This window comes from Flavobacterium resistens (assembly GCF_900182645.1).
GTDB classification, from domain to species: Bacteria; Bacteroidota; Bacteroidia; order Flavobacteriales; family Flavobacteriaceae; genus Flavobacterium; species Flavobacterium resistens.
In genome coordinates this window covers 275,615-300,672 of sequence record NZ_FXTA01000003.1, presented here as the reverse complement: position 1 = coordinate 300,672, position 25,058 = coordinate 275,615, and the positions used below count along the sequence as shown (strand labels likewise).

At 33.4% G+C, this 25,058-nt stretch carries 31 protein-coding genes; 1 reads left to right on the top strand and 30 read right to left on the bottom strand.

Annotated elements, in window-relative coordinates; translation table 11 throughout:
* Position 1: 1 nt before the first annotated feature.
* The 17 genes from FN795_RS12715 to FN795_RS12635 form a co-directional block, all read right to left on the bottom strand.
* Complete coding sequence (locus FN795_RS12715; protein ID WP_142450945.1) at positions 2-901, bottom strand: TlpA family protein disulfide reductase; 900 nt, start codon at positions 899-901, stop codon at positions 2-4.
* 64 nt (positions 902-965) lie between these two features.
* A complete protein-coding gene (locus FN795_RS12710) occupies positions 966-1,334 on the bottom strand; it encodes an iron chaperone (protein ID WP_142450944.1) in 369 nt (122 codons plus the stop codon).
* 88 nt (positions 1,335-1,422) lie between these two features.
* Positions 1,423-1,890 (bottom strand): SRPBCC family protein, encoded by a 468-nt coding sequence (locus tag FN795_RS12705; RefSeq protein WP_142450943.1) that lies wholly within the window; start codon positions 1,888-1,890, stop codon positions 1,423-1,425.
* A gap of 127 nt (positions 1,891-2,017) precedes the next feature.
* Positions 2,018-2,599, bottom strand: coding sequence for an LOG family protein (locus FN795_RS12700; protein WP_142450942.1), 582 nt, complete (start codon positions 2,597-2,599; stop codon positions 2,018-2,020).
* Positions 2,600-2,609: 10 nt separating this feature from the next.
* Positions 2,610-3,137 (bottom strand): GNAT family N-acetyltransferase, encoded by a 528-nt coding sequence (locus FN795_RS12695; RefSeq protein ID WP_142450941.1) that lies wholly within the window; start codon positions 3,135-3,137, stop codon positions 2,610-2,612.
* Positions 3,138-3,164: 27 nt separating this feature from the next.
* Positions 3,165-4,289, bottom strand: coding sequence for a lactonase family protein (locus tag FN795_RS12690; protein WP_142450940.1), 1,125 nt, complete (start codon positions 4,287-4,289; stop codon positions 3,165-3,167).
* A gap of 136 nt (positions 4,290-4,425) precedes the next feature.
* Positions 4,426-4,956: a GNAT family N-acetyltransferase gene (locus FN795_RS12685; protein WP_142450939.1), complete on the bottom strand. Its 531-nt coding sequence runs from the start codon at positions 4,954-4,956 to the stop codon at positions 4,426-4,428.
* 148 nt (positions 4,957-5,104) lie between these two features.
* Positions 5,105-6,202 carry an MBL fold metallo-hydrolase gene (locus tag FN795_RS12680; protein WP_142450938.1) on the bottom strand — a complete coding sequence of 366 codons (1,098 nt, stop codon included), beginning with the start codon at positions 6,200-6,202 and terminating at the stop codon, positions 5,105-5,107.
* A gap of 7 nt (positions 6,203-6,209) precedes the next feature.
* Positions 6,210-6,632: a DUF1801 domain-containing protein gene (locus FN795_RS12675; protein ID WP_142450937.1), complete on the bottom strand. Its 423-nt coding sequence runs from the start codon at positions 6,630-6,632 to the stop codon at positions 6,210-6,212.
* Positions 6,633-6,639: 7 nt separating this feature from the next.
* On the bottom strand, positions 6,640-7,686 hold the full coding sequence (locus tag FN795_RS12670; protein ID WP_142450936.1) for a serine hydrolase domain-containing protein: 1,047 nt from the start codon (positions 7,684-7,686) through the stop codon (positions 6,640-6,642).
* A 188-nt stretch (positions 7,687-7,874) separates the two neighbouring features.
* Entirely contained in the window at positions 7,875-8,243 is a 369-nt protein-coding gene (locus FN795_RS12665) for a nuclear transport factor 2 family protein (RefSeq protein WP_035647134.1), read from the bottom strand.
* Positions 8,244-8,326: 83 nt separating this feature from the next.
* The gene (locus FN795_RS12660; RefSeq protein WP_142450935.1) at positions 8,327-8,542 is read right to left on the bottom strand and encodes an ArsR family transcriptional regulator; all 216 of its coding nucleotides are present in this window, start codon (positions 8,540-8,542) and stop codon (positions 8,327-8,329) included.
* A 1-nt stretch (position 8,543) separates the two neighbouring features.
* Complete coding sequence (locus tag FN795_RS12655; RefSeq protein WP_142450934.1) at positions 8,544-8,969, bottom strand: hypothetical protein; 426 nt, start codon at positions 8,967-8,969, stop codon at positions 8,544-8,546.
* Between the two features lie 62 nt (positions 8,970-9,031).
* Positions 9,032-9,946: a helix-turn-helix domain-containing protein gene (locus tag FN795_RS12650; RefSeq protein WP_142450933.1), complete on the bottom strand. Its 915-nt coding sequence runs from the start codon at positions 9,944-9,946 to the stop codon at positions 9,032-9,034.
* 12 nt (positions 9,947-9,958) lie between these two features.
* Positions 9,959-10,855 (bottom strand): NmrA family NAD(P)-binding protein, encoded by an 897-nt coding sequence (locus FN795_RS12645; RefSeq protein ID WP_142450932.1) that lies wholly within the window; start codon positions 10,853-10,855, stop codon positions 9,959-9,961.
* A gap of 110 nt (positions 10,856-10,965) precedes the next feature.
* Positions 10,966-11,451 (bottom strand): SRPBCC family protein, encoded by a 486-nt coding sequence (locus FN795_RS12640; RefSeq protein WP_142450931.1) that lies wholly within the window; start codon positions 11,449-11,451, stop codon positions 10,966-10,968.
* Positions 11,452-11,692: 241 nt separating this feature from the next.
* On the bottom strand, positions 11,693-12,292 hold the full coding sequence (locus FN795_RS12635) for an NAD(P)H-dependent oxidoreductase (protein ID WP_142450930.1): 600 nt from the start codon (positions 12,290-12,292) through the stop codon (positions 11,693-11,695).
* 105 nt (positions 12,293-12,397) lie between these two features.
* On the opposite strand from FN795_RS12635, the gene FN795_RS12630 reads away from it, so the two are divergent.
* Positions 12,398-14,905 (top strand): M14 family zinc carboxypeptidase, encoded by a 2,508-nt coding sequence (locus FN795_RS12630; RefSeq protein WP_142450929.1) that lies wholly within the window; start codon positions 12,398-12,400, stop codon positions 14,903-14,905.
* 49 nt (positions 14,906-14,954) lie between these two features.
* Here the strand turns inward: FN795_RS12630 and FN795_RS12625 are convergent, their stop codons facing one another.
* The 13 genes from FN795_RS12625 to FN795_RS12565 all read right to left on the bottom strand — a co-directional run bounded on the left by FN795_RS12625 (position 14,955) and on the right by FN795_RS12565 (position 24,925).
* Positions 14,955-15,374, bottom strand: coding sequence for a hypothetical protein (locus FN795_RS12625; RefSeq protein ID WP_142450928.1), 420 nt, complete (start codon positions 15,372-15,374; stop codon positions 14,955-14,957).
* A 3-nt stretch (positions 15,375-15,377) separates the two neighbouring features.
* Positions 15,378-15,785 (bottom strand): hypothetical protein, encoded by a 408-nt coding sequence (locus FN795_RS12620; RefSeq protein WP_142450927.1) that lies wholly within the window; start codon positions 15,783-15,785, stop codon positions 15,378-15,380.
* 17 nt (positions 15,786-15,802) lie between these two features.
* Positions 15,803-16,249, bottom strand: a complete 447-nt coding sequence (locus FN795_RS12615) for a hypothetical protein (RefSeq protein ID WP_142450926.1) — start codon at positions 16,247-16,249, stop codon at positions 15,803-15,805.
* Positions 16,250-16,331: 82 nt separating this feature from the next.
* Positions 16,332-16,922, bottom strand: a complete 591-nt coding sequence (locus FN795_RS12610; RefSeq protein WP_142450925.1) for a hypothetical protein — start codon at positions 16,920-16,922, stop codon at positions 16,332-16,334.
* Between the two features lie 32 nt (positions 16,923-16,954).
* Positions 16,955-17,344 carry a DUF1801 domain-containing protein gene (locus tag FN795_RS12605; protein ID WP_142450924.1) on the bottom strand — a complete coding sequence of 130 codons (390 nt, stop codon included), beginning with the start codon at positions 17,342-17,344 and terminating at the stop codon, positions 16,955-16,957.
* Between the two features lie 7 nt (positions 17,345-17,351).
* Positions 17,352-17,981 carry a hypothetical protein gene (locus tag FN795_RS12600; RefSeq protein WP_142450923.1) on the bottom strand — a complete coding sequence of 210 codons (630 nt, stop codon included), beginning with the start codon at positions 17,979-17,981 and terminating at the stop codon, positions 17,352-17,354.
* 20 nt (positions 17,982-18,001) lie between these two features.
* Positions 18,002-18,433: a GNAT family N-acetyltransferase gene (locus FN795_RS12595; RefSeq protein WP_142450922.1), complete on the bottom strand. Its 432-nt coding sequence runs from the start codon at positions 18,431-18,433 to the stop codon at positions 18,002-18,004.
* Positions 18,434-18,446: 13 nt separating this feature from the next.
* Positions 18,447-19,127, bottom strand: coding sequence for a DUF4919 domain-containing protein (locus FN795_RS12590; protein WP_142450921.1), 681 nt, complete (start codon positions 19,125-19,127; stop codon positions 18,447-18,449).
* A 42-nt stretch (positions 19,128-19,169) separates the two neighbouring features.
* A complete protein-coding gene (locus FN795_RS12585; protein WP_142450920.1) occupies positions 19,170-19,556 on the bottom strand; it encodes a YdeI/OmpD-associated family protein in 387 nt (128 codons plus the stop codon).
* A 137-nt stretch (positions 19,557-19,693) separates the two neighbouring features.
* Positions 19,694-20,599 (bottom strand): arginase family protein, encoded by a 906-nt coding sequence (locus tag FN795_RS12580; RefSeq protein ID WP_142450919.1) that lies wholly within the window; start codon positions 20,597-20,599, stop codon positions 19,694-19,696.
* Between the two features lie 107 nt (positions 20,600-20,706).
* Positions 20,707-22,095, bottom strand: coding sequence for a dihydrolipoyl dehydrogenase (lpdA, locus tag FN795_RS12575; protein ID WP_142450918.1), 1,389 nt, complete (start codon positions 22,093-22,095; stop codon positions 20,707-20,709).
* Between the two features lie 199 nt (positions 22,096-22,294).
* The gene (locus FN795_RS12570; protein ID WP_142450917.1) at positions 22,295-22,879 is read right to left on the bottom strand and encodes an NUMOD4 domain-containing protein; all 585 of its coding nucleotides are present in this window, start codon (positions 22,877-22,879) and stop codon (positions 22,295-22,297) included.
* A 291-nt stretch (positions 22,880-23,170) separates the two neighbouring features.
* Positions 23,171-24,925: an ABC transporter ATP-binding protein gene (locus tag FN795_RS12565; protein WP_142450916.1), complete on the bottom strand. Its 1,755-nt coding sequence runs from the start codon at positions 24,923-24,925 to the stop codon at positions 23,171-23,173.
* Between the last annotated feature and the right edge of the window lie 133 nt (positions 24,926-25,058).

The following is a 25,058-nucleotide window of genomic DNA, read 5'->3' as shown; positions in this document are numbered from 1 at the left end:
ATTATTCCGCTTCAAAAATTGATTTTAAAAGCTGTTGTAAATTTTGTTTGTTGTTTTCTCCGCTGCCTTTCCATTTGCCAATAATCATTCCATTTCTATCAATCAAAACTTTATGCGGAATGCCATTGACGAAATAATCTTTGTCGATTGTACTTTGGTTTTCTAAAATAGAAATATGTTTCCAGGATTCAATTTTTTCTTTTGCAATGGCATTTTTCCAAAGATCTGATTTTTCATCTTTGGTAATACTAATAATTTCTAAACCTTGCTGTTTGTACTTCTTATATAATTCTTTCACGTATGGCAATTCTTCTCTGCAAGGAGCACACCAACTAGCCCAAAAATCAATTAATATGTATTTTTTTCCTTTGTAATCACTGAGAGAAATAGTTTTGTTGTCGATATCTTTTAAGCTAAAACTTGGAGCATTGCTTCCCACTTTACTTTGTTTAAAATACTTCAATTTCTCGGTCATTTCTTTTCCTTCATCTGAATTTTTAATTTCAGGAGTAAAATTTTGGAAAATATCTACGAAAGTGTCATAAAAATTCATTCCGACAAAACGACCTACCGAAATTCTAATTAAATGTAGCGCTTTTGGTGAATTAGGATGTTTTCGGGCAAAATCGAAATCAAGTTTTAATTCATTAATACCATTTTGATCCAATGCATTCCATAATGTATCTAGACGCAATGTAAGCTGGTTTCGTTTGAGTGAATCTTTTTCAGTTTCGATTTTTAAATCTACTTCTTTCATTAATTTTGAAATAGAATCGTGAACTACTTTTGTTGGTTTATGCAATTCCAGAATTTCTTTTTCTATTGTAGTTTCATTTTGAGCGATAATAAAATGGCTTGAAAATAATGAAAAGGCAAAAAAGAAAAAGTGTAGTTTTTTCATAGATAAAAATTTGATTCGGTTTTTAATATTTAACCGAATATTAGAAACATAGCTGAGGATAAAATTATTTCTTTTTCGTTTTCTCAAGATTTTCTTTCACTCGAAATTTTACAATTTTAGTGATTAAATCATATGGCATTTTATCTTTTAAGGGAAATTGAACAGAACCTTTTCCCGATTTGTATTTTGAAAGTTCGGCTGCAAATTCTTCATGTCCACTTGGCAAAGCATAAAGTCCGATATGATTTTTAAAAGCAGCAAAATAAACTACAATTCCGTTTTGTTCAAAAGCTGGCATTGAATAACTAATTTTTTCCTTCGCATCAGGCGCCGCTTTCTGAATCGTTATTCTTACTTTTTCCAAAATCTCCTGAACATCATTTGGAAATCCTCCGATGTATTCGTCAATGTTTTCAGGCTTTTTAACTTCCATAACTTTATTGTTTTTTTGTTTCAAGTTTCAGGTTTCAAGTTTCGAGCGGAACATTAAACCTGAAACTAAAAAAAACTTGAAACTCTTTTTAAGCCAATCCTTTCGGGAATCGGTCTAAAACTAAATTCAGTTGTAATTTATGTTCCAAATACGCTTTTGCACCGGCTAAAACTAAAGTAAAACCTTCAGTTGAGTTACGAACCTGATCAATTATTTTATCTGAATCTCCTTTTAAGCCTGAATTTGTTATACTCACAAAAGTCTCATTTTCATTCAGCGGACTAAAAATCCATTCGACTAAAGTGACTTCATCAGGATTTCCCCATTCAATGACAATCTTTTTATTTTCCTGTAAAACCAATGTCGTAACTGAAAGCGAAAAACCATACATCTCCCAAGTCCATTCCGTTTTTTGGTTTTCTTCTAATTTCCCGGATCCTTTTGTAAACCAAAATTTACGCGTGATTTCTGGATCTACAAAAGCCTGAAAAACTTCAGAAACTGGTTTTCTTATTAGCATTTCGGCTTTTGCAAATTTGTTGTTTTCTGTTTTCATCTCATTAATATCTAATTCTGAAACATTTTTTTGGGATCACTAATTTAAGAAATATAGTTGATCAAAATAAAAAAGCTTCACAAGAAATTCGTGAAGCTTTTTAAACAGGAATATTTTTTAAAGGTATTTATACTTTGTCTTTGTCAATCCATTTTCCAACAGTTGGCGGAACATAATTTTTCATTTTTTCCAATAAATCCGGAATATTATCGCTTACTAAAAGCATTTTCTGATTGACATCTTTCAGCAAACCTTTATCAACCATAGTTTCAGTCAATTGAATCAGTGAATCGTAGAATCCGTTTATGTTTAAAATTGCGATTGGTTTTTTATGAAGCCCGAGTTGCGACCAAGTCAGCATTTCAAAAAGCTCTTCTAAAGTGCCAAAACCACCCGGAAGGGCAATTACACCATCGCATAAATCATTCATTTTGGTTTTGCGTTCGTGCATGCTTTCGACTACAAAAAGTTCGGTTAAACCTAAATGAGCAATTTCTTTTGATCTTAAAAAATTTGGAAGAACACCAATTACAGTTCCGTTTTCGCTCAGTGCACCATCTGCGACAGCGCCCATTAGGCCGACATTAGCACCGCCATAGACCAATCCAATATTTTCCTTTGCTAAAGTTTTTCCTAGCAATTCTGCTTGTTCTCTAAATATTTCATCGGTTCCAAAACTGGATCCGCAGAAAACGGTTATATTTTTCATTTTTATTTTTTTATTTTTTTATTCTGTAAACAAAATTATGACGCGAAGGTTCGTTATAATAAGCAACATTGATTTCATCTATTTTTTCGGCACCTAATTTTTCTATTGCTTTTTGCGAACGGTAATTTTCTGCTCCAATATGGAACTGAACGTTATCAACAAACTGAAATGCATAATCGAGCATAATTTTTTTTACTTGTGCGTTAAAACCAGTTCCCCAGAAGTTTCTGCCGTAAAAAGTATAGCCTATAAAAACACTTTTATTTTCGGGTTCGTAATCATAAAATCGTGTACTGCCGGCAATTTCATTTGTTGCTTTGTCCAAAATGACAAAAGCGCCTTTGCTTTCCATTGCACCTTCAAAAAAGTTTTGGAACACTTCTCTTTCATAGCGATTTTTATTCGGATGTTGTTCCCAAACTAAAGGATCTGAAGCGACTTTATAAAGGGCTTCAAAATGATTTTCTTGCAACGGAATCAATTTTAGGACCTCGTTTTCGAGAAAATCAGGCTGTAAATTAAAGTTTTTCGGAGCCATTTTTTTTTACAGATAAAAATTCTATTTTTAAATTTTTCTAATTTGAACGCAGGAAACGCTTTCCATTTTAATCTCTTTTCCGACCTTTTTTAGAAGACCCGATTTTGGATTTCTTTTAAAAACAACCACATTTCCGGTATTAACATTCGAAGCAATTAAAAACTTTCCGCTTTCATCAATAGCAAAAACGCGAGGATGTTTTCCTAAAGTAGATTGATAACCAATATTTTTCAGATGCCCATTTTCATCAATAGAAAAAATGGCAATATTGTTTTCTTTTCCTCGATTTGTGGCGTATAGAAATTTTCCGTCAGGCGAGATGTGAATGTCTGAACTTTCAAATCCTTCTTTTATTTTGTCCGGATGCGTAGCGATGCGCTGAATTTTATTTAAAACGCCATTTTCATAATGATAAACGCTTATTTGACCTGCCATTTCTTCAATGCAATAACCAAATTTTTGATTTGGATGAAAGGTGAAATGTCTTGGTCCGGCTTCTAAATCTGTTTTTGTGAAAGGATTTTTGGTTTCAATCAAAGGCTTTTTCTGATTTTCATCGAATGCGTAACAACGGATTTTATCGGCACCTAAATCGGGTAAAAACAAATAATCAAACTGAGGTGAAAATACAGCCGAATGTACATGTGAACGAGTCTGTCTTTCTTTACGTGTGCTTCCGTCCATATATTGAAAATTTTGTGCAATCGAGTCGATTTTTCCGTTTTCTAAAATCGGAAAAACAGAAACGCTTCCTTCAGTATAATTCGCATTGGCAATCCATTTTCCGCTTTTATGAACCGTAACATAAACCGGATTTTCGCCGCCACTTCTTTGGCTGTTCAAGAAAGTCAGACTTTTATTTTCAGGATTAAATTCAAAACTGCTGATGCTTCCTGCATTTGGCGTTTTAGTATCTGTGCAGGCGTAAACATATTTTCCATTTGGCGAAACAGTCAAATAAGAAGGATTTACAATGTTTTTTGCTGATGCTACTTTTGATAATTTTCCGTTTATGGTATCCAGTTGATAAATCTGTATCGCTTCAGCTGATTTATCACGATTATAAGAACCCAGAAAAACATAAGTGTTTTGTGCAAATAGGTTAAAAGTTGCCAAAAAAGCAATGGCAAAAAGGCTAATTTTTAGTTTCAAGGTTTTTGTTTTGTTTCAAGTTTAATATTTCAAGTTTTGTTTTGTCAGGCTGAGCGAAGTCGAAGCCCAAGTTCCAATTGGAGCACCCTTCGACTTCGCTCAGGGCAACATAGGAAATGTTTTAATTTTTAATTTTTTATGAAATAAATTGGTATCTGAATCCAAATACAGGAAGTTCTCCTTGCATAAAATCCAAAATTTCATCTCTTTTAAATCCGATATTTTCATACATTCCCCAAGCTGTTTTCATTGCCAAAGTAGAATGAATAATGATTTGTTTTCGTTTGTTTTCAGTTGCTTTTTTAATACATTCTAAAGTTAAAAGTTTTCCAATTCCTTTTCCTCTCGCTTGAGAATCAACTCCAAGAAGACGAAATCCAGCCGAATCTTTTTCCTGAGTGGCAATCCCGCCCGAACCATAATATTGCATATCATTAAAATAGACAACTGCTCCGGCAATGACATTATTTTCATCAAGAGCAACTAAGAGTTCTGTTTCAGGATATTCAGTAAAAGTGCCAATATTGGCCAGCATTTTATAATAATTGGGCTGTTCATTTTCTTTCGGAAAACCTTCCAAAGCCGAATAAACATGGATTAAAAGTTTTCCAATTTCCTCAAATTCTGAAGGATTTGCGTTTCGGATGATATAATTTATTTTGGTCATTTTTTTTGTTTCAGGTTTTGTGAGTTTTGTCAGGCTGAGCGGAGTCGAAGCCTACATTCCAATTGAGACGCCCTTCGACTTCGCTCAGGGTGACATCGGTTTTTTGTTTCAGGTTTACAATTCATAATTTATAACTCACAATTCATAATTATCTAACCCCTTTCCACCATTGCTGAAATTCCTGATTTTCATTTTTTAATTGTACTAATTCGCCAATTTTAGGTGTAATTAATGGAATAGGATTTTCTGAATTTGCATTCAATTCGGTTATTTTAATTAAAGGCTCGTCCCACGGATGAAGTGCCAATGCAAATTTAGATGAATGAACAGGAAAGACTCTTTTTGCTTTTAAATCTTTAATTGCTTTTATCACATCTTCCGGCAAATTATGAATGTATTTCCAGGCTGGGTTATATTGACCATTGTCAATAAGCACAATATCAAAAGGGCCAAATTTTTCGCCAATTGCCGCATAATGTGAATCGTAACCACTGTCGCCTCCCAAATACATTTTAAAATCTTTGGTCTCTAAAACAAAAGAAGTCCAGAGTGTGTTGCAGCGTTTAATACTTCTGCCCGAAAAATGTCTTGACGGAGCGGTATAAAGCGTTAAATTTTGATCTAATTCTATCTTTTCATGCCAATCTTTTTCGATAATAATTTCAGCAGGGAATTTCCAAAACTCGAAATGCGAACCAACGCCAAGTGCTGTAATTACTTTTTTGATTTTAGGTTTCAATGCCATAATTGTGGCATAATCCAAATGATCATAATGATCGTGCGTCATCAATAAATAATCAATTTCCGGAATATCATCGGCAGTATAAACTTCGGTTCCTTTAAAAGCTTTTGTAGTTCCGTAAATAGGAGAGGCGTTACCACTGAAAACGGGATCAATTAAAAAACGCTTTCCTTCAAGCTGAATGTAATAAGACGAATGCCCAAACCAAACTAGAATGTCCTGATCTAACGGAATTTCATGCAAATTAGTTTTTACTGACGGAATCACATCAGTTGGAATTTTGCGATCTACTTTCTTGAAGAAAAATTCTTTTAAAACATCAAAATAGCCGTAACCTTCTGCAAGTTCAGGCGTGAAACTTTGGTTTTCGAATTTTCCATTTTTGTATTGAGGCGATTTTTGTATTAAAGCAAGTCTTTCGCCCACGGGTCTTTTTCCGAATCTTGGATGAAAGGCAAAATAGATTGCAACGGCTATTAAAAGAAGAAATAAAGTAAGGATCATATTTTTTTTAGTTAGAAGGATATTGTTTTTGTAGTTCTTTTACTGAAATTGAAACCATTTTTTTAAGAATTTCAACATCAATATCAGCCAGTTTTTTGACATAAATACAGCCTTTTGCGGCTTTATGTTTTCCAAGTTTTGCAAGTAAGTTTTCTCTTTCTTCAGCAGGCAAATGAAAATAGAGTGAAATTGCTGCTTTTCTTGGTGAGAATGCTGCTAAAGGCGCGTCACCTTCATGTCCGCTTGCGTATTTGTAATGATAACTTCCAAAACCAATTATACTCGGACCCCACATTTTCGGTTCAAAACCCGAGACCTTTTGCATGATATTTACCAGTTCAAAAGCATCTTTTATTTTAGTCTCGTCATCAGAATTATTTATAAAATCAATGACACTGCTTTCGGTTTCGTTTGTTTTATTTTTAGCCATTGGAGAATTATTTTGTAATGAATAAATCGCTTTTCAAAAGAATATTTTTGATTTTAAATTCAGATATATAGAATAAATCAGAATTTTTATTCATCTGATTTTCCATGATAATCAGACTGATGTCGCTTTCGGGGAAATACAAATTTATAGAAGAAAATCCATCACCTAAGCCTGTGTGACCAATATAGTTGAAAGCTTCTTTTTCGATAATTCTGATTCCGTAGCCATAACCTTCATTTGCTTTTCCGAATAAATTATGTTGTGAAGTGATATTATAATTAAGCATCGACTTGTAAGTTTCTGGTTTTAGAATTTTCCCTTTATGAAGATTATTGTTCCAGATTGCCAGATCATTTACTGTAGAAACAACACCATCAGCGCCTAAATTTTCTGGCGTAATTAGCGTTTGCGTTACTTTTTCAAAATTTCCGTCAGAATTAATATATCCAGTCACTAAGTTTTGATTTTTATCTTTTGAATAACAATATGTACTACTCATTTTTAGTTTTTTAAAAAGAGCGTTAGCCATTTCTGAATAGCTTTTTTGAGAAGTAACTTCAATAATTTTCGTAAGAAGTGTATAGCTCAGATTTCCGTATCCAAAACGTGTTCCGGGCTTAAAAGCTAAAGGTTTCTGTAAATCAACAATTCCATGTGTATGATTTAAAAGCTGATGAACCGTAACAGAATCGGCCCAAGTTTGAGTCAACTCTGGTAAATATTTTTTTATTGAAGCATTCAGTTCCACTTTTCCTTTTTCAACTTCTAATAAAATCAAAACAGCAGTTATCAGTTTACTGTTTGACATGATTTCGAATTGATTGTCTAATTTCAAAGGTTTTTTGGTTTCAAAATCAGAAACGCCTTTTGCTTTAGAATATAATGTTTTTCCGTTTTTTGAAATTAAGATTACACCATTAAAAACAGGCGAAGTATTTTGGATTAGACTGTCGATTTTAGTCGAATAATTGTTTTCTTTTTGAGCAAATGAATTACAGCTCGAAAAGATTAAAATGATAGATAATAAAGAAGAAATTTTAAAAATGGAATTCATTGTTTTTGTTTCAGGTTTCGGGTTGAAATGAGAAAAAAATTAACCGCAAAGAGCGCTAAGATTTTTCTTCTGTTTAAAAGTTTGAACGTATTAAGTTCGCAAAGCTGATTCAATACAAAGCTTTGCGAACTTTGCGGTTTTATAAAAGAACGTAAATAAAAAAAATGCGGACTTTGTGGTTAAAATAATCAAAACATTCCATTTTCATTAATAGTTTCTTTTGGAACGGGCTGGCCTAAATCCCAAAGTTCTACAATTTTATCTCCTTTAAATTTTAGAATATGAACAACTGCAAAACCTATATCTGTTGAGTTTTGCTTTAAATGAGAATGCACAGCGACCAAATTGTCATCTTCTAAAATATGATGAATTTTAAAAATCTTATTCGGATTTGTTCGCGCTGATTCTTCCATTGCGAGCATCAAAGTTTCGGCATCGCCTTTAAAATAAGCGTTATGATGTTTGAATTTTTTGCTGACATGAAGTCGAAATGCCTCATGCGAATGTCCGTTTGCAGCAAGTTTCAGGAAGTCTCTGGCAATTTCTTTCTTAGTCATGATGTTCAAATATAAAAGACAACTAAGTTAAGAAATTTGAAGCTACACTTGGGGTAAATAAAGTCCGGATTTTATTTATTTTTTTATAAATCTTCCGGTTTGATTTGAGAAATATCAACGCCTAATTTTTCTAATTCGGTTTGGCCAATTTCTGTTATATAGAAATGTTTATCAGTTGGATTTTTTTTGGCAATCCATCCTTTTTCGGCAAAAGTTTCAACTAGTAATTGGCCGAGTTTTCCACCAATATGCGAGTAACACATTTTTGCAGGTTTTACTTTCACAGATTCTTTGTTCATTTTAGTGAAGTTGAGGTTTTCTTCTGCAGGTTAATTTCAAAGCCAAATAGGCCATCGGAATGTAAGCAAAAACTAAATCTACAACTGTAAACCACATTGGCGAAGGCAATGAACACACACTTACGATACCGCCAAACAAAAAGAAAGCACCTATAAGTAAAGCCAGTTTCTTTTTATGGTTAAAAGCAATCAGAGCCGTTGTAATTGCTCCGGCAAAAGTTCCTATTGCGTGTGCTAAAAACGGAAAAAGAAAATGTTTGGCTTCGAATAGATGCATTGTTGCTTTTAAGCCTTCCATAGTGGTGTTATCAGCACCTTTTGGAGGAGGAATAATTGAACCGCTTATTAAAATTATACTCATATTGACAATACTTCCAATAATAATTCCGGCAATAACCGCCAGAGTATTTCTTAAAATAGGGTTCATAAATTAAAGTTTTAGTTTTACGAATTTATGAAAATTATGAATTATATGTATCGAAATAAATTTTAATTAAATGATTGTCTGAACTCTAAAGGCGAAACATTTGTTTTGGTTTTGAATAATTTGCTGAAGGATTGTTGATGCTCAAAACCTAATTCGAATGCAATTTCACTTATTGATAAACTAGTTGTTGAAAGTTTTTCTTTTGCCTTTTCGATTAATTTATCGTGGATGTGTTGCTGCGTGCTCTGGCCCGTAAGCAATTTTAATAAACCACTCAAATAATTAGGCGAAACATTGAGGTTTTCTGCAATAAACTGAACAGTTGGCAAACCTTTTTTTGACAAAGAATGATCGTTGAAATAATCTTCAAGCAATTTTTCTAAACGAGCTAATATTTGATGGTTGCTTATTTTTCTGGTAATAAATTGTCGGTTGTAGAAACGCTCAGAATACGTTAGAAATAATTCAATTTGAGCAATAATGACATCCTGACTAAATTTATCAATGTTCGATTGGTATTCCTGCTGAATATTTTTGATAATTCCCATAAGCATATTTTCTTCTTTATCAGAAAGATGTAATGCTTCATGAACCGCATAACCAAAATACTCATATTGCTTGATTTTTTGTGCCAATGGCGTATTCCACAAAAAATCAGGATGGATCAATAATGACCATCCTGTATGTTGTAGTTCTGAATTTCCTTCGATTGAAAAAACTTGCCCTGGCGAAATAAACATTAAAACACCTTCTTTAAAATCGTACTCCTGCTGACCGTATCTCATTTTAGCATTCGAATTCCTTTTAAGTGCAATCGAATAAAAATCCAACATTAAGCTTTTTGGTTCGGTTTCATTGAGATATTTAAGATCTTCAAAATTGTAAACACTGATTAACGGATGTTGGGGTTTTGGCAAATCTCTAAATTCATGAAATTCGCTTATAGTTTTTATTCGATGTGGTTGAAGATTTGCCATAGTCTAAGGTACTTATTTCTGATTGTAAATCGAAGCAAATTCTTTTGCGTACGTAGCAAGTTTCGTTTTTCCCAATTCTGCAGGTCGGTTTTGGTAATAATCTTCGCCTAATGTGCCATTATGAAGTGCGGCGTACATTTCGACCAAACCTTCTGCAATTTTAGGTTGCATTCCTACAGTAATCAATCCATTCAAAGTTTCCTGATCTGTGGTTAAAATCCATTTTAAATCTGGTTTTCCAATCGCTTCTCCTAAAATACTTGCGGTTTCATGACCAGTAAGTTCTTCACTTGCAACATAACGAACTTTTTTTCCGTCAAGCGGAGTTGTAAGTTCGGCTAAAATTGCGTCTGCAATATCATTTGGAGAAACCCACGGAATAATGGAATCAGCTCCATAATTGGCAGCGATAAAACCTTGATTTTTAATTACAGGAATATAAGCCAACAAATTATAATAGAAAGAAGTTGGGCGCATAAATGTTATCGAAACGTCTGAAAGTTTATTCAATACACTTTCAATCTCATTATAACGCTGAATAATTCCTGAATTTCTTTCTAAATGTGCTCCAATACTGCTTAAGAAAACCACACGTTTTACGCCTGATTTTGCAATTGCTTCGGCATAATTATTTCCGATTTTTCGCGTAAAAGCATCTAAATCAAGATTTTGATCAAAATAATTTGCACGCGGAATCATACAATAAACGGCATCTGAACCTGTAAAACTTTGTGTCAAAAAGTCTAAATCTTCAACCGATCCTATTAATGCTTTTGCGCCCAATTTTTCAATTTCAGACTGATTTTCAGCTTTACTACTGATAATTGAAATGTCATGCCCTTTCTGTACTAATTTAATAGCTAAAGGTTTGCTAATGTTCCCTAAAGAACCTGTAAGTATAATTTTCATTTGTTCTAATTTTAGATATTGCAAAGTTGCGCAACATCTAAAAATGTGCTGTAGCCAAATCTACTATTGTTGTAGCCGAAAAAGATGCTAAGATTCTAAGGTTTTGGCTTTTAGTTTTCAGACAATCTCTTCTCGTTTTCAGTTTGAGGTTTTCCGGTTGCATTTGGTTCTCCTTTTCCTGTTTCAATTAGTTTTTTAAGGCTGTTTTGAATGTAATTTGTCCAGGCGCCTCTGCAGATTTCAAAGCATTCGTATTCTGAAGTTAAACCAAAATGTGTAAAACGAAGTTCGGTTTTTTCGTCTTTTTCTGAAATTTCGAAAGTGGGTTTTGTTCCTGTCCACTCTGTTTTGTCTTCGGTGAATTTAAAATAGTTTTCTTCAACCAGCCAGACAATTTTTTTATTCGGAACAACTTCAATCAATTTTATTTTGCAGCGATGAACATCTTCATAATGATAATCGAATTCGTCGTCTTGTTTAGCAGTATTTCCTTCTATTTCTTCTGACCACCAGCCTCGTACATTAGTAATGGCATTAAAAACTTCCTGAGGAGATTGATCTACTTTTATTGTTGTTGTAAAATCTGAATTACTCATTTTTAAATAATTTAAAGGTTTATATTACAAATTTACTTTCTTATAACCAATATGTTAGGGTGTTTAAGAGACAAAAGAAAGGGGAGTTTCGGACAAGTTGCGTTGTTTGATATGTTTTTATTTAAATTGGACTGAAGTCCAGTTCTACAATATAGTTTGTTCCTTCGGAGCGATAGAAGAGTATTTGGTTCGAATCATATTGTAGAGCCGGATTTTAGTCCGGTTTGTTTGTATGATTATTTTATTTAATTGAGATTGTTTTAATTTTTTCAGCAAGTTCCTTAATCAATAAAAAATGATTTTCCATCACTTTTTCTAATTGCAAAGTTCCTCCTAAAATCAGCATTTCTTTATTTTCAAAACGTTTTCCAAGTCGGTCTTCCAGCATGATTTTTTCCATGCTTTGCGCCATTCCGATTTCATTCAAAAAATCATTTGGATGACCAGCAGTACAAATTACAAGCCCAAACGGAATTGTTTTCATTTTTGGAAAAGAATCAGTTTGTCCATAAGCATATCCAACAGAGTAAACACGATCAAACCAGCCTTTCAGTTTTGCAGGACAATCGCTCCACCAAACCGGATAAAGAAAAATGATACAGTCTGCATTTTCGATCTTTTTTTGTTCTTCCAAAACATCTTTAGGAATCGGTAAATCAAGTTTTGCAAAACCTTCTCTTTCATATTCTTCTTCAGACATATCGCTTTTAAAATCGGAAGCATACAAATCTGATATTTCGAGATTCCAGTTTTGTTTCGTGACAATAGATTTAAGCCTTTCTAACACCTGAAAAGTATACGATTTTTTGCTAGGATGCGCGTAAACAATTAAAATATTCATGGAATTTGATTTATTTGAAAGTGAATAATTCAATTAAAATTGGAACTGCTTTTAATTATATAAAGTTAATTCTTATTTTTAACCATCTGCAAACCATTTCTAATTATGACAAAAAACCTTTACGCAGCATTACTTTTTGTAACGGCTTCCATTTCTGCTTTGGCTCAGCTAAAGTCGCCTTCAGAATTTATTCCGAATTATGGAAAACAAATCAGCTATTACCATCAGGTCGAAGATTATTTTAAATATCTGACTGAAAATTCAGCTTTAATTAAAAAACAGCAGTATGGTTTGACAAACGAACAGCGCGATTTGAATCTATATTTTATTTCGGATGCTGAAAATCTGAAAAATCTGGAGCAAATCCGTTTAAATAATTTGGCTTCGATTGGGCTTTCTGATTCAAAATCGGCCAGCACGCAAGATAAAATAATTGTGTGGCTGAGTTTCAATGTTCATGGAAATGAATTTGCAGGAACCGAAAGCGCTTTGACTGTTGCCTACGAACTTTTGAATCCGTCAAATGAAGAAACAAAAAAATGGCTGAAAAATACCATTGTAATTTTGGATCCATGTATTAATCCTGATGGTTATTCTCGTTACGGAAACTGGCTGAGAGAGATTTCAGGTAAAAAAAATCATCCCGGTTTGTACGATAGAGAACATATGGAAGAATGGCCAGGCGGCAGATACAATCATTATTTGTTTGATTTGAATCGCGATTGGGCATGGCAAACTCAAGTTGAATCAAAGCAACGCATAAAAGTGTACAATCAATGGATGCCTCAGGTTCATACAGATGTACATGAAATGAGTTACAATTCACCTTACTTTTTTCCTCCTGCAGCCGAACCTTTACATGAGTTTATTGAACAATACCAAAAAGATTTTCATAATGTTTTAGGAAAAAATATTTCGCAAAAATTCGATAAACAAAACTGGATGTACAATACAAGGGAACGGTTTGATTTGTTTTATCCGAGTTATGGTGATACATACCCAACATACAACGGTGCAGTTGGTTTGACATTAGAACAAGGTGGAATTGGGGCAGGACGAGAAATAACAATGGAAAATGGTACAAACGTAACCATAAAAGACCGATTGACACATCATGCAACGGCTGTATTGACAGTTGTTGAAAGTGCAGCTTCACAAAAAGAGGTACTTTTAAAAGGTTTTAGAGATTTTCATACCAACGCCCGTAAAAAAGCAAAAGGTGTTTACAATACCTATGTTTTAAAAGGCAATGCAAAATTGGAACAACTGACTGAAGTGCTGAAAAAGAATGATATTGAGTTCAGTTACGCTGATGCATCTGCAAACGCATCTGGGTTTCATTATCAAAACAAGAAAACTGAAAGTTTCAAGATTGAACCAAATGATTTGATTATAAAAGCAGATCAGCCGAGATCTGTTTTAACGCAGGTTTTGTTTGAACCAAATCAAAAATTGAATGACAGTTTATCGTATGATATTACGGCTTGGGCATTGCCTCTGGCTTATGGAGTTGAAGGTTATGCAGTAAAAAATGCACTTTCTGTAAAAACGAAAACTGCAATTGAAATTGCTCCAAAAAATATTCCAGCAAGTGTTTACGCCTTTTATGTGCCTTGGAATAGCAGAACTTCGGCACAAATTCTTTCCATATTACATCAAGGCGGAATCAAAGTGCGTTCGGCAATGAAAAAGGCAGTTTTCGGAACGATTACAATTGAGCCAGGCGGGTTAATCATTAGTCGTGCAGATAATCCAAAAATTGCCGATTTTGAGAAGACAGTCAGCGAAATCATTAAAATAAAATCGGATTACAGTTTTATTACGACTGGATTTTCGGCGAATTCAAAAGATATTGGCGGAGAAAATTTTGTTCTTTTAAAAGCGCCAAAAATATTGATGCTTTCAGGAAAAGGAATTGTTTCGACAGAGTTTGGTGCCAATTGGCATTATCTGGATGAAGTCATAAAATATCCGGTAAGTATTGTTGAAACTTCAAATTTCAATCGAGTTAAATTGTACAATTACAATACATTGATTCTTTCTGACGGCTCTTATGATTTTTCAGACGATCAGAAAAAACATATTGACGAATGGATTAAAAACGGCGGAAAAGTAATTGCTATGAGCAGTGCAATTTCGCTATTTCAGGATCGCGAAGGTTATGCGTTAAGCATGTTCGCAAGCAAAGAAGACAAAGAGAAATCAGAGAAAGAAGAGAAAGAAATTGAGCTTAAAAAACGCTTTCTAGACTTTGAAGGTTCAGAAAGAAGAGAAATTTCAGGTACAATTCCGGGTGCGATTATCGAAAATAAATTAGATAAAACGTATCCAATGGCATTTGGATTAGGAAATACTTATTATAGTTTAAAAACAAACGAAAGATCGTTCTCACTTTTAAAAAACGCAATTAACGTGGCATATATTCCAAAGAACTTTTTAAGTTATGGTTTCGTTGGAAACGATATCAAGAAAAAACTCCCTGAAACGGTGACTTTTGCAGTTGATAAAAGAGGCGACGGAAGCGTAATTTATATGATGGATAATCCGCTTTTTAGAGGTTTTTGGGAAAACGGAATCCTCTTATTTAGCAATTCACTGTTTTTAGTCAATTAATAAAAAATGCTCTTCTGGAAATTATTCAGGAGAGCATTTTTTTTTATTTTTATTGTCGTACAAAATATAAATCAGAACCATCAACATATGATTTTCCTAAAATCATTTCCCCTTTATCGGAAATTCCATAAGTCCATTTTGAATTATCAATAAGAACTAATTGGGTTTTTGGTTCTCCGGAAGAAGGACCTCCAGATAAATAGTCGAGTTTATATTCATATTCGTGTTCTTCTTTTTCTCCATCGATACTAATTGTTAAATTAGATTTTCCATCAAAGGTGTAGACAATATTTTTGTCTGAGTAATCAGTGAAAGTTTCCTTATTTGGATAATCAGCAGCGCCATAAACAAAATTTCGGGTTTTTACTAATTTCCAACTTCCAATCAACGGATTAGTATTGTCGTCATCATCCGAACAGCTTGTAAAAGCCAAAAGAATAAAAATAATCGGAATAATTTTTTTCATCATAATTTATTTTACTTTTTCATATTTTGATATAAAACAGTCATTGCATTCTTCGCTTAAAGTCAAATCATTGCCATTAATAATAAAAGATCGATCAGCATAATATACTTGAGTTAAGTCTTCTTTATCAATTACAATCATTTTTTTATTTCCTCCAAAAATTGATTTTTTTGTAGCAATATGAAACTTTAGTTTTTTCATTAGTTGGCCATCTGTGTACGTGCTTACATAATTGTCAGAGAATTCAAGCTCTGACTTTTGTTTTAAAGCTGCTGGCGTAACGCCTTGAAAACCTCCTGTTGACGAAACCCAAAGCCATCGGCCTTGCAACGAAGCTGCGCTATTAGAATTTTTATCATCATTACTGCACGAACTCAAAATGATTAATACAAAAAGTAAAAGATATTTTTTCATAAGGATTGATTTAGCTTTTAATATTCTTTTACACGGTCATATTCTGATATTATACCATTCGTGAATTCTTCCCTGATATACAGTTTATTTTCAATGATTTCAAAGGAAAGATTACCGGTAGGTCGAGTTTGTGAAGATTTTCCGGCAAGAGAATAAGCATTGACAAATACAAACATATTTTTTTCACCACCATAAATTGATGGCTTTTTTACAACAAAAAAGGTTCTGTTAGAATCCAAAGCTCCATTTTGATATTGTTTGAAAGAAGTGCCAGAAAATTCTAAAACAATTGTAGTATTTTGTGAGGCAGGCGTAATAGGTGTATTATTAGATTGCGTGGTAGATTGCACCCAGTTCCAGCGTCCTCCTAAAGATTCTTGAGCTGTAGTGTCGTTTGGTTCACTATCGTTGCTGCTACAGGAGCCGAGAACTATTATAAGTAATAATAAGTAATGTTTTTTCATCGGTTTAAATTAATTGGTTTTATTTAAAGATGAAGATTTTGCTAAATGGTTGCTTTACAATTGATTATTTTTTCAAGCATTTTTATTTTGTTTCTGAAAAAAGCAATCTTCGGCCTTCCAGAATCATTCTGAAACCATAAGAAATGGTTGCAAACGCACAGCCTAAACTAACAATTACATTAGCAATATTTACGGGTGTAATTTTTTGTGTTATTAAAAACATACCAAGAATTGCAAATAAAGAAGTCCACGTTCCTATATATAAATCAAAAGTACGTTTGAATATTTTAGCCAGCGGAAAAAAATGCAAGCCAACAATTAGAACAAAAAAGCAAATAAAAAGTTCGTCGTGATTAATATTCATCAAAATATTTTTGGCGAGCAATATTCCAATACCTTCCAGACCAAAAATGATCAAAAACCATTTTTCGTTTTTCTTTTCTTCTTCTGTTTTTTCAATTGTACTTTCCGGAAGATTTTTTTGAGCTTTTGTAAATTTCAGATAAAAGAACAAGAAACTCATAATGATAAGTCCTAAAAAAATACCTGCAAGACGGGAGTCTTTATTTTCAAGATAATATTCGGCTATAAAAGCCCAAATCGAAGTGTTAATAATCATGAAGAATAAGCCTCCAATTGGTTTTTCAATGTCTTTTTTGGTTAATGTTTTCATTTGTAGTTTTAGTGTTTTTTTTTTAAGTAAAATTATTTCAGGCGAATCAAAACACCTTTTCGTTTAACAATATTTTTATAATCCCACTGAATGTTTCTTGCCTTTTCAAGCCATCTTTTTAAATCGTCAATATTGATTTGTTCAGCATTTGTATAACGCTTTTCAGCGGCTTTAAAACTTCCTTCATTCTGAAGTTCGGATTCCTCAAAAGTCTGACCGCTCCAAAAAAGTAGTCTCACAGAATCTTTCAATTTGCTATAGCCAGCAACAGGATTTCCGTCTAAAAACCAAACCGGATGTCTGTGCCAAATTTTGCTTTCCGCTTCGTGTAGAAATGCATTTATCTCAGAACTCAACAAATCACATATTTTTTTGTCTTCGGAAGTTTGAGCATTGTTATAATCTTTAATTTCCTGATTCATAATGTTTTTAATTTAAAACAGCGGCTGGAGTTGGATCATTTTCCTTGATTCTCGCTCTGCATTTTTTTTCAATTTCATATACATTTTCAATTCCTGAAACATAAATAATATCCGGAACGAATTTATCTGTGTTGTTTTTTCTGCTTTCCATTTTTCCGGTTCTTAGTTCAAACTCAAGATTACCAAAATTATTCCTAGCCTTTATTTTTACATTTCCTGTAAATTGCTCCCAATCGGTACTGACTGTTTTTCCATTTTGAAATTGAATAAGTCTGGTTTCTGTTCCAACAAAATATCCTCCTTTTTGAAATAAGGAATAAATTGAATTTATAATCACGTAAATTCCCGCCAGCGTTAATAAACAGATAATTCCACCCGGAACTATTAATTCACCTAAATCATCTAAACTAGCAGTTACTGGAACTCCATTAGACTTAAAGTGAGTTTCTTCATTTTTAAATAAAGGGCCAAGAAAACCATATATAAAAAGACTCATAAAAGCACACATTAAAATCCCAATAAGCAACCCGCCTAATGATTTGTTGAGTGGCTGTTTTCGTTGTGCTTTTATGGAGAAATCTGTTTTTTCATTTTCAATTTGTTTTTTAAGATCAGCAGGTAATACTGTTAAATTCATTTTGAGGTATATAGTTTTGGTTAGTTTATGTTTTCTAATAATTCGAATAAAATATAAGTGCCATGTTCAGAATTTCCTTTTTCCTTTTCTACAAATCCCTTGCTTTTATAAAAATCGACGGCTTTAATGTTTTTTTCTAAACATTTCAATGTAATAGGAAATGCAGCTTTTTTTGTGGCAGCTTTCAGTAATTCAGTTCCAATGTTTTGCCCCTGATATTTTCTGCTGATATATAAGTGATGAATGAAATTATTAGGCAGCCAAATCGATATAAATCCAACCGGAAAATCATCAATAAGAGCCGTTAGAATAAACTCGCCTTGAGTCAGTTTCTCGAAATCATCTAACTGAAATTCCGATTGGTCGAGCCACGAAAAAGTATTTTTTCTTTCCTCTAAAAATAATTTTTTCAAAGGCTCATAATCCTTTTCTCTTATTATTGATATAGTCATTCAATTTATAAGTTTATTTAATTCCCTTGGCTTCATTTTCAAGCATTTTTTCGATGTTGAAATACACACCATCAACATTATATTTTCCTTTTTCAAAGCTAAGATAATCACAATTTCCAACTAATGATTGTCCTTTTGATTCGAGCTCAAAAAGATTCAGCATAACATATTCATGTTCGACTAGTAAGACATGAAACCCTGTTTCGCATTTTTTGCCGTCGCCAGAAGACAAAATCGCGTTCATAATGTTGTGAAATTTATATGAAGTTATTTTGGCTGCTTCATCATCACCTTTCAAATGATAAATGTAAGCCAGATAATTGAGCTGTTTTAAATCAAAAGGAAAATCAGTCAGTGTATGATTCGCAAGTTTGATGATTTCATTATAATCCGCAGTTTCCAGTTTTTCTTTGTTGTAATATTCGCGAAGTTTTATTTCATCAGGAGATCTCCAGAAAGCGTTGTATTTGGGCTGAAAAACATATCCAAAATATAAATATCTAAAATCATCCTGCGTCATGAGCGTATCATTTTTGGCTAACCGATCTATCAGCTTCGGATAATAAAATGCCGATTTTTTATCCTGAATTTCTTTTTCAATTTGTTTATAATCCGGTGCTTTGAAATCAAGTTCCTGAGCAAAAGCATTTATTCCGAAACTGAAAAGCAAGATGAAAAGAAAATGTTTTAGCATAATATAGATTGTTTAGGTTATAACTGTGATTTTGAGTGATATTTATTTTTCTGAAGTATCAATAATCCATTTTCCCTGCGCTTTGGCAATATCAATTAATCTTTGACCCTGTTCTGTCATTAAATTCTGGGCAATAAGTCTTTCAGCTCTTTCAATATTGGATTTGCTCCATTTGCTGGTTTTCGGATTTCGCTGTGAAAAAGTCAAATAATAGCTTTCGCCATCACGTTTTTTGCAAAGACTGTCAATCCATCCAAAACAAAGCGCTTCTTCAGTAGCTTCAATTAAATTGACACTTTTTGTCTGGCTTTTTTTGTGGTATAAAATCAACCAAACTGATTTTTCATTTTGACCATTTTCTGAAAGCCATTTTCTCCAGTCTGCCCGAGTTTCGGCATATACAGCTAGTTTTCCGTCTTTTGTTTCCATAAAACTTATTTTTAATTGTTTCAGTAAAAGTAAAATGGCATTGTGACAACGGATTGTCAGTAGTAAAAATAGTGTAAAATATTGAATTTGAGTATTGTAATTTTTTAAAAGAGCAACTTGTTTTATGGTTTACTTTATTAAAAGTTATTTCTGGATTTGTCAAAAGTACTTGTAATATTGACAACAAAATCCTTTGTGTATTGCCCAGTCAAATCAAGATCTGGGTCAAGAATTGTTATTTCAAGTCCGGTTAATTTTTCACTTTGAAATAAATAGGAGGCAAGTTCATTAAACTCAGCATATGAAAGTCCGTCTGGCGTTCTACTGTCAACACACGGCATAATTTCGTCGTTTAGAACATCGACATCAATATGAAGAAAAAAACCATCAAGATTTTTGTTTTTTATTTCAGAAAGGAAGACTTCAGCACAATTCGAAATCCCTTGCTTCCGAAGTTCCTTTAAACTAAGATATTTTGCTTCCGAATTTTGAATTTCATTTTCATATTGTTCATCATATTCGCGATTCCCCACGCACCAAAGATTTTCTTCTTTGATATAAGGAGAAAGATTAAGAATGTCGGTCAGTTTTGGATGCCCGTTTCCTGTTACAATTGAAGCAGCCATTCCGCCGACGCCACCAGTTTCAGATAAAGAAATATCCATGAAATCGGTATGTCCGTCGAGGTAAAATAAACCATAATTTCCCTTTTGCTTTAAAGCAATTGCAGTTCCTAGAAGAATACTGCAGTCACCACCAATTATAAATGGGAATTTATTTTGCGAAAGTAAATTATTGATTAAATAAGCTTGTTCTCGAGCATATTCTACAAGCGAATTTGCATTGAGAATTTGCGTTTCAGGATCTTTAATATTGGTGTATTTTGGAGCATCAAGCGTCAAGACATCTTTCGGATTAATTTCTTTATGCAGATTATGTCGCCATAGCCATTCGGGCAATTTTTTTACTCCGGGTTCTTTTCCTGGCTGAGGTTCTTTCAAACCTAAATTCGATGGAAATTCAACAATACAAATCTCTTTCATAATTTACTCTGTTTAGGGTAAAGTTATGAAAATAAAAAAATCCGACTTGCTTTCACAAATCGGATTTTTAAATTGAAAATTATAAGTAACCGTAAAACGGTTTATTTTTACAAGTGAATTACTTCGCCGTAAGCATCAGCAACAGCTTCCATAACAGCCTCGCTCATTGTCGGGTGAGGGTGGATCGATTTAAGGATTTCATGACCTGTAGTTTCTAGTTTACGAGCTACAACTGCCTCGGCAATCATATCTGTAACACCAGCACCAATCATGTGGCATCCTAACCATTCTCCGTATTTAGCATCGAAGATTACTTTTACGAATCCGTCTGGAGTTCCGGCAGCTTTAGCTTTTCCTGAAGCTGAGAATGGGAATTTACCAATTTTTAATTCGTATCCTTTTTCTTTAGCTTGTTTTTCAGTTAAACCTACAGAAGCGATTTCCGGAGTTGCATACGTACAACCAGGAACGTTTCCGTAATCGATTGGATCTACATGTAAACCAGCGATTTTCTCTACACAGTTAATTCCTTCAGCAGAAGCTACGTGAGCCAAAGCCTGACCTGGAGTAACGTCTCCAATTGCATAATATCCAGGAATGTTAGTTGCGTTGTAAGCGTTAACTAAGATTTTATCTCTGTCAACAGCGATTCCAACTTCTTCTAAACCAATATTTTCAATGTTAGTTTTGATTCCAACTGCAGAAAGCACGATATCAGCTTCAAGAACTTCTTCTCCTTTTGCTGTTTTAACGAATGCTTTAACTCCTGCACCTGAAGTATCAATACGTTCAACAGAAGAGTTAGTCATTACTTTAATTCCAGCTTTTTTCAAAGAACGCTCAAATTGTTTTGAGATATCTTCGTCTTCTACAGGAACTACGTTTGGCATAAATTCTACGATAGTAACATCAGTTCCCATTGAGTTGTAGAAATGAGCGAACTCAACTCCAATTGCTCCAGAACCAACAATAATCATAGATTTTGGCTGCGTTGGCAAAGTCATTGCCTGACGGTAACCAATTACTTTTACACCATCTTGAGGTAAGTTTGGTAACTCACGAGAACGAGCTCCAGTTGCGATGATAATGTGATCAGCGCTGTATTCAGTAACTTTATTATCTTTATCAGTAACGTCAAGTTTTTTTCCTGGTTTTAGTTTTCCAAAACCTTCAATAACGTCAATTTTGTTTTTTTTCATCAAGAACTGAACTCCTTTGCTCATTCCTTCTGCTACACCACGGCTACGTTGTACAACTGCAGGGAAATCTTTATCGAATTCAGAAACTTTCAATCCATAATCAGAAGCATGTTTCAAATAGTCAAAAACCTGAGCTGATTTTAATAATGCTTTAGTTGGGATACAACCCCAGTTTAAACATACACCACCAAGGTTTTCTTTTTCAACTACAGCTACTTTAAAGCCTAATTGTGAAGCTCTAATCGCTGTTACATAGCCTCCAGGACCACTTCCTAAAACAATAACGTCGTATTTCATTTTTTTGGTTTTTAGTATTTATTACCGAAATAATGAGGTTTAATTCCGAAACTCATTTTCCGATTTATTCTTTTGTTATTTGTGATTGCGAATTTAAGGATTTATTTTAAAAAAAGGTAAGATGTAAAAAAGTAAAATGTGAAATGTTGATTTCAATATCAAACATCTCACATTTTACTTTTAACATTTTATAATGCAATTAAATTTTAACATGCCCCCAGTTCTCACCGCTGGCAATTCGTCTGATTTGCATTTCACTCACGCCGAATTGTTTAGCAATCATTTTTAAACGTGTTTTTTGTTCTGGTCGGGCTAAAATTTTCTTGATCAACATCACTTTTGTAGTGGTCAATTTTCTTCCATCAGCTTTTAAGTTGTGCTCGATGAGATTCTTTTTTGCCTGAATAACACGTGGACTTTTACGGCTATGCGCCATCATTTCCTGCTTTGTCGCCCAACGTAAATTACTTGCGTCATCGTTGCTTCGGTTGTAATCCAAGTGAAGCACATAGGTTTGGTCTTCAGATTGTTTCGGAATAAAATATTGGGCAACTAATTTGTAAAGAAAAAGATATTTATTGACAATTTTGTCGTCCTTTTTAACTTTGAATCTAAAAGTTGGATAACCATCGCTCAATCCGCCTTTAAGGATTCGGCCGTTTTCAATTTCGTCAGTAAAACTTATTAATCGGCCTCTGTTTGAAATGGCATATTTAAGTTGTAATGAAGCATTTATTTCTATTTCTTTGAATTGTTCTTCTGGGTAAAATCTATTTTGTGGCATTTTCATTTACATTTGATTTCTATAATCTCAAAGATAAATAATAAACCAAAAATGAAGTGTTAAAGCACTAGCGCTCAAGAGCAGTTTTATGATTTCTATAACGCTGATTTAACGTTTAGAAATGGTTTTTTAGCATTTTAAACCTAATTTTAGTACATAAAATTATGAATTCTCTTTTATTTTTCATTTTTGATAAGAAAGAGGTTGGTTCTTTGTTTGGTTTTAATGAAATAAGTTAAGATGTTGGTCAAATCGTTTGTGAAAGCTTAAATTATTTGTGCTATTCTAAGTTTAATTAGCTACAGAAAACTGTGAATCGTATAAGTTTTTGTAATAGCCATCTGTTTTATTTAGTAACTCCTGATGTGTTCCTTGCTCCACAATAAGTCCTTTATCCATTACGACAATTTTATCTGCATTTACGATTGTTGCTAATCGGTGGGCAATAATTATAGAAGTTCTTCCTTTCGTAATAGTTTCAGTAGCACGTTGAATTAATTCTTCAGAATAGGTATCAATTGATGAGGTTGCTTCATCCAAAATCAAAATACTAGGATTACTTACATACGAACGTAAAAATGCGATCAATTGTCTTTGTCCAGACGACAGCATCACACCACGTTCTTTTACATCAAAATCATAATTATCAGGAAGACTCATAATGAAGTCATGTACGCCAATTTTTTTAGCAGCTTCCAATACTTTTTCGCGTGTAATCTCTGGATTGTGTAAAGTTATGTTATTGTAGATTGTATCAGCAAACAGGAACACATCCTGCAAAACCACAGCAATTTGTTTTCTTAAAGATGCCAATGTATAATTTTCGATATTATGTCCGTCAATATAAATACTTCCGCTGTTGATTTCGTAAAAGCGATTCAGCAAATTAATAATAGTCGATTTTCCTGCACCTGTAGAACCTACAATTGCAATAGTTTGTCCAGAATTGACAGATAAATCAATTCCTTTTATTACTTCTTCTTCGGGAATATAACTAAAACGAACATCCTTAAATTCAATACTTCCTTCAAATACAGGAGCTTCAATAGTTCCAGTGTCCTGAATATGATCTTGTGTATCAATAATATCAAAAACTCGATTCGCCGCAATCATTCCTAATTGCATCTCGTTGAATTTATCAGCAATTTGTCGTAACGGGTTAAAAAGCATTCCAATAAACATCGTATAAGAGAATAAATCTCCGAAAGTCGTAAAATGATCTCCGTTTAAAATTTTGAATCCACCAAAAACAACCACTAATCCTAAAGTAATTGACGAAATAATATCAGCAATCGGGAAGAAAATCGAGTTATATAAAATGGTTTTTATCCATGCAACTCGATGTTTGTCATTTATAACTTTAAAGTTTTCAGCCTCGATTTTTTCTCTGTTAAAAAGCTGTACGATTTTCATTCCTGTAACACGTTCCTGAACGAATGAATTCATATTGGCAATCTGAGTTCTCACTTCTTCAAAAGCAACCTGCATTTTGCGCTGAAAAATTCTGGTAATGTAAACCAAAATCGGCATGGCTACTACCACAATCCAAGTCAGTTTCCAGTTCATATAAAACATAAAAAGCAAAACCACCAGCATTTTCATCAAGTCACTGATGATCATAAATAAACCTTGACTGAAAATACGGGCAATCGATTCAATATCCGAAACTGATCGGGTGACCAGTTGTCCAACCGGAACCAAATCAAAATACTTCATTCTAAAACTTAAAATATGTTTGAAAAGTTTGGTACGAATATCTTTTACGATGTCTTGCCCAAGCCAATTCGCCCAATAAACAAAATAGAATTGTGAAAAAACTTCCATTAAAAGTACGCCGCCCATCAAGACAATATATAGGAGTAAACCATATTTATCATGTGTCTTGATATAGCCGTCAACCGTTTGTTTTAGTAAATAAGGACGAAGCGCAGCAAAAATCGATAACGAAATTGCAAAAACAATAACGCCATAGTAGCGCCATTTATAAGGTTTTGTATATTTTAAAATTCGTTTGAATAATCCGGTATCGAATGCTTTTGCTTTCATTTATTTTTTTATGAGCTTTAAGCTTTAGGCTTTAGGCAATAGGCTCAACACTTAATGCTTAAAGCCTGTTGCTTATAGCTTAAAGCTATAAATAATCGTATTTTTTTTAGTGCTTTGATCAATAGGTTTTAGG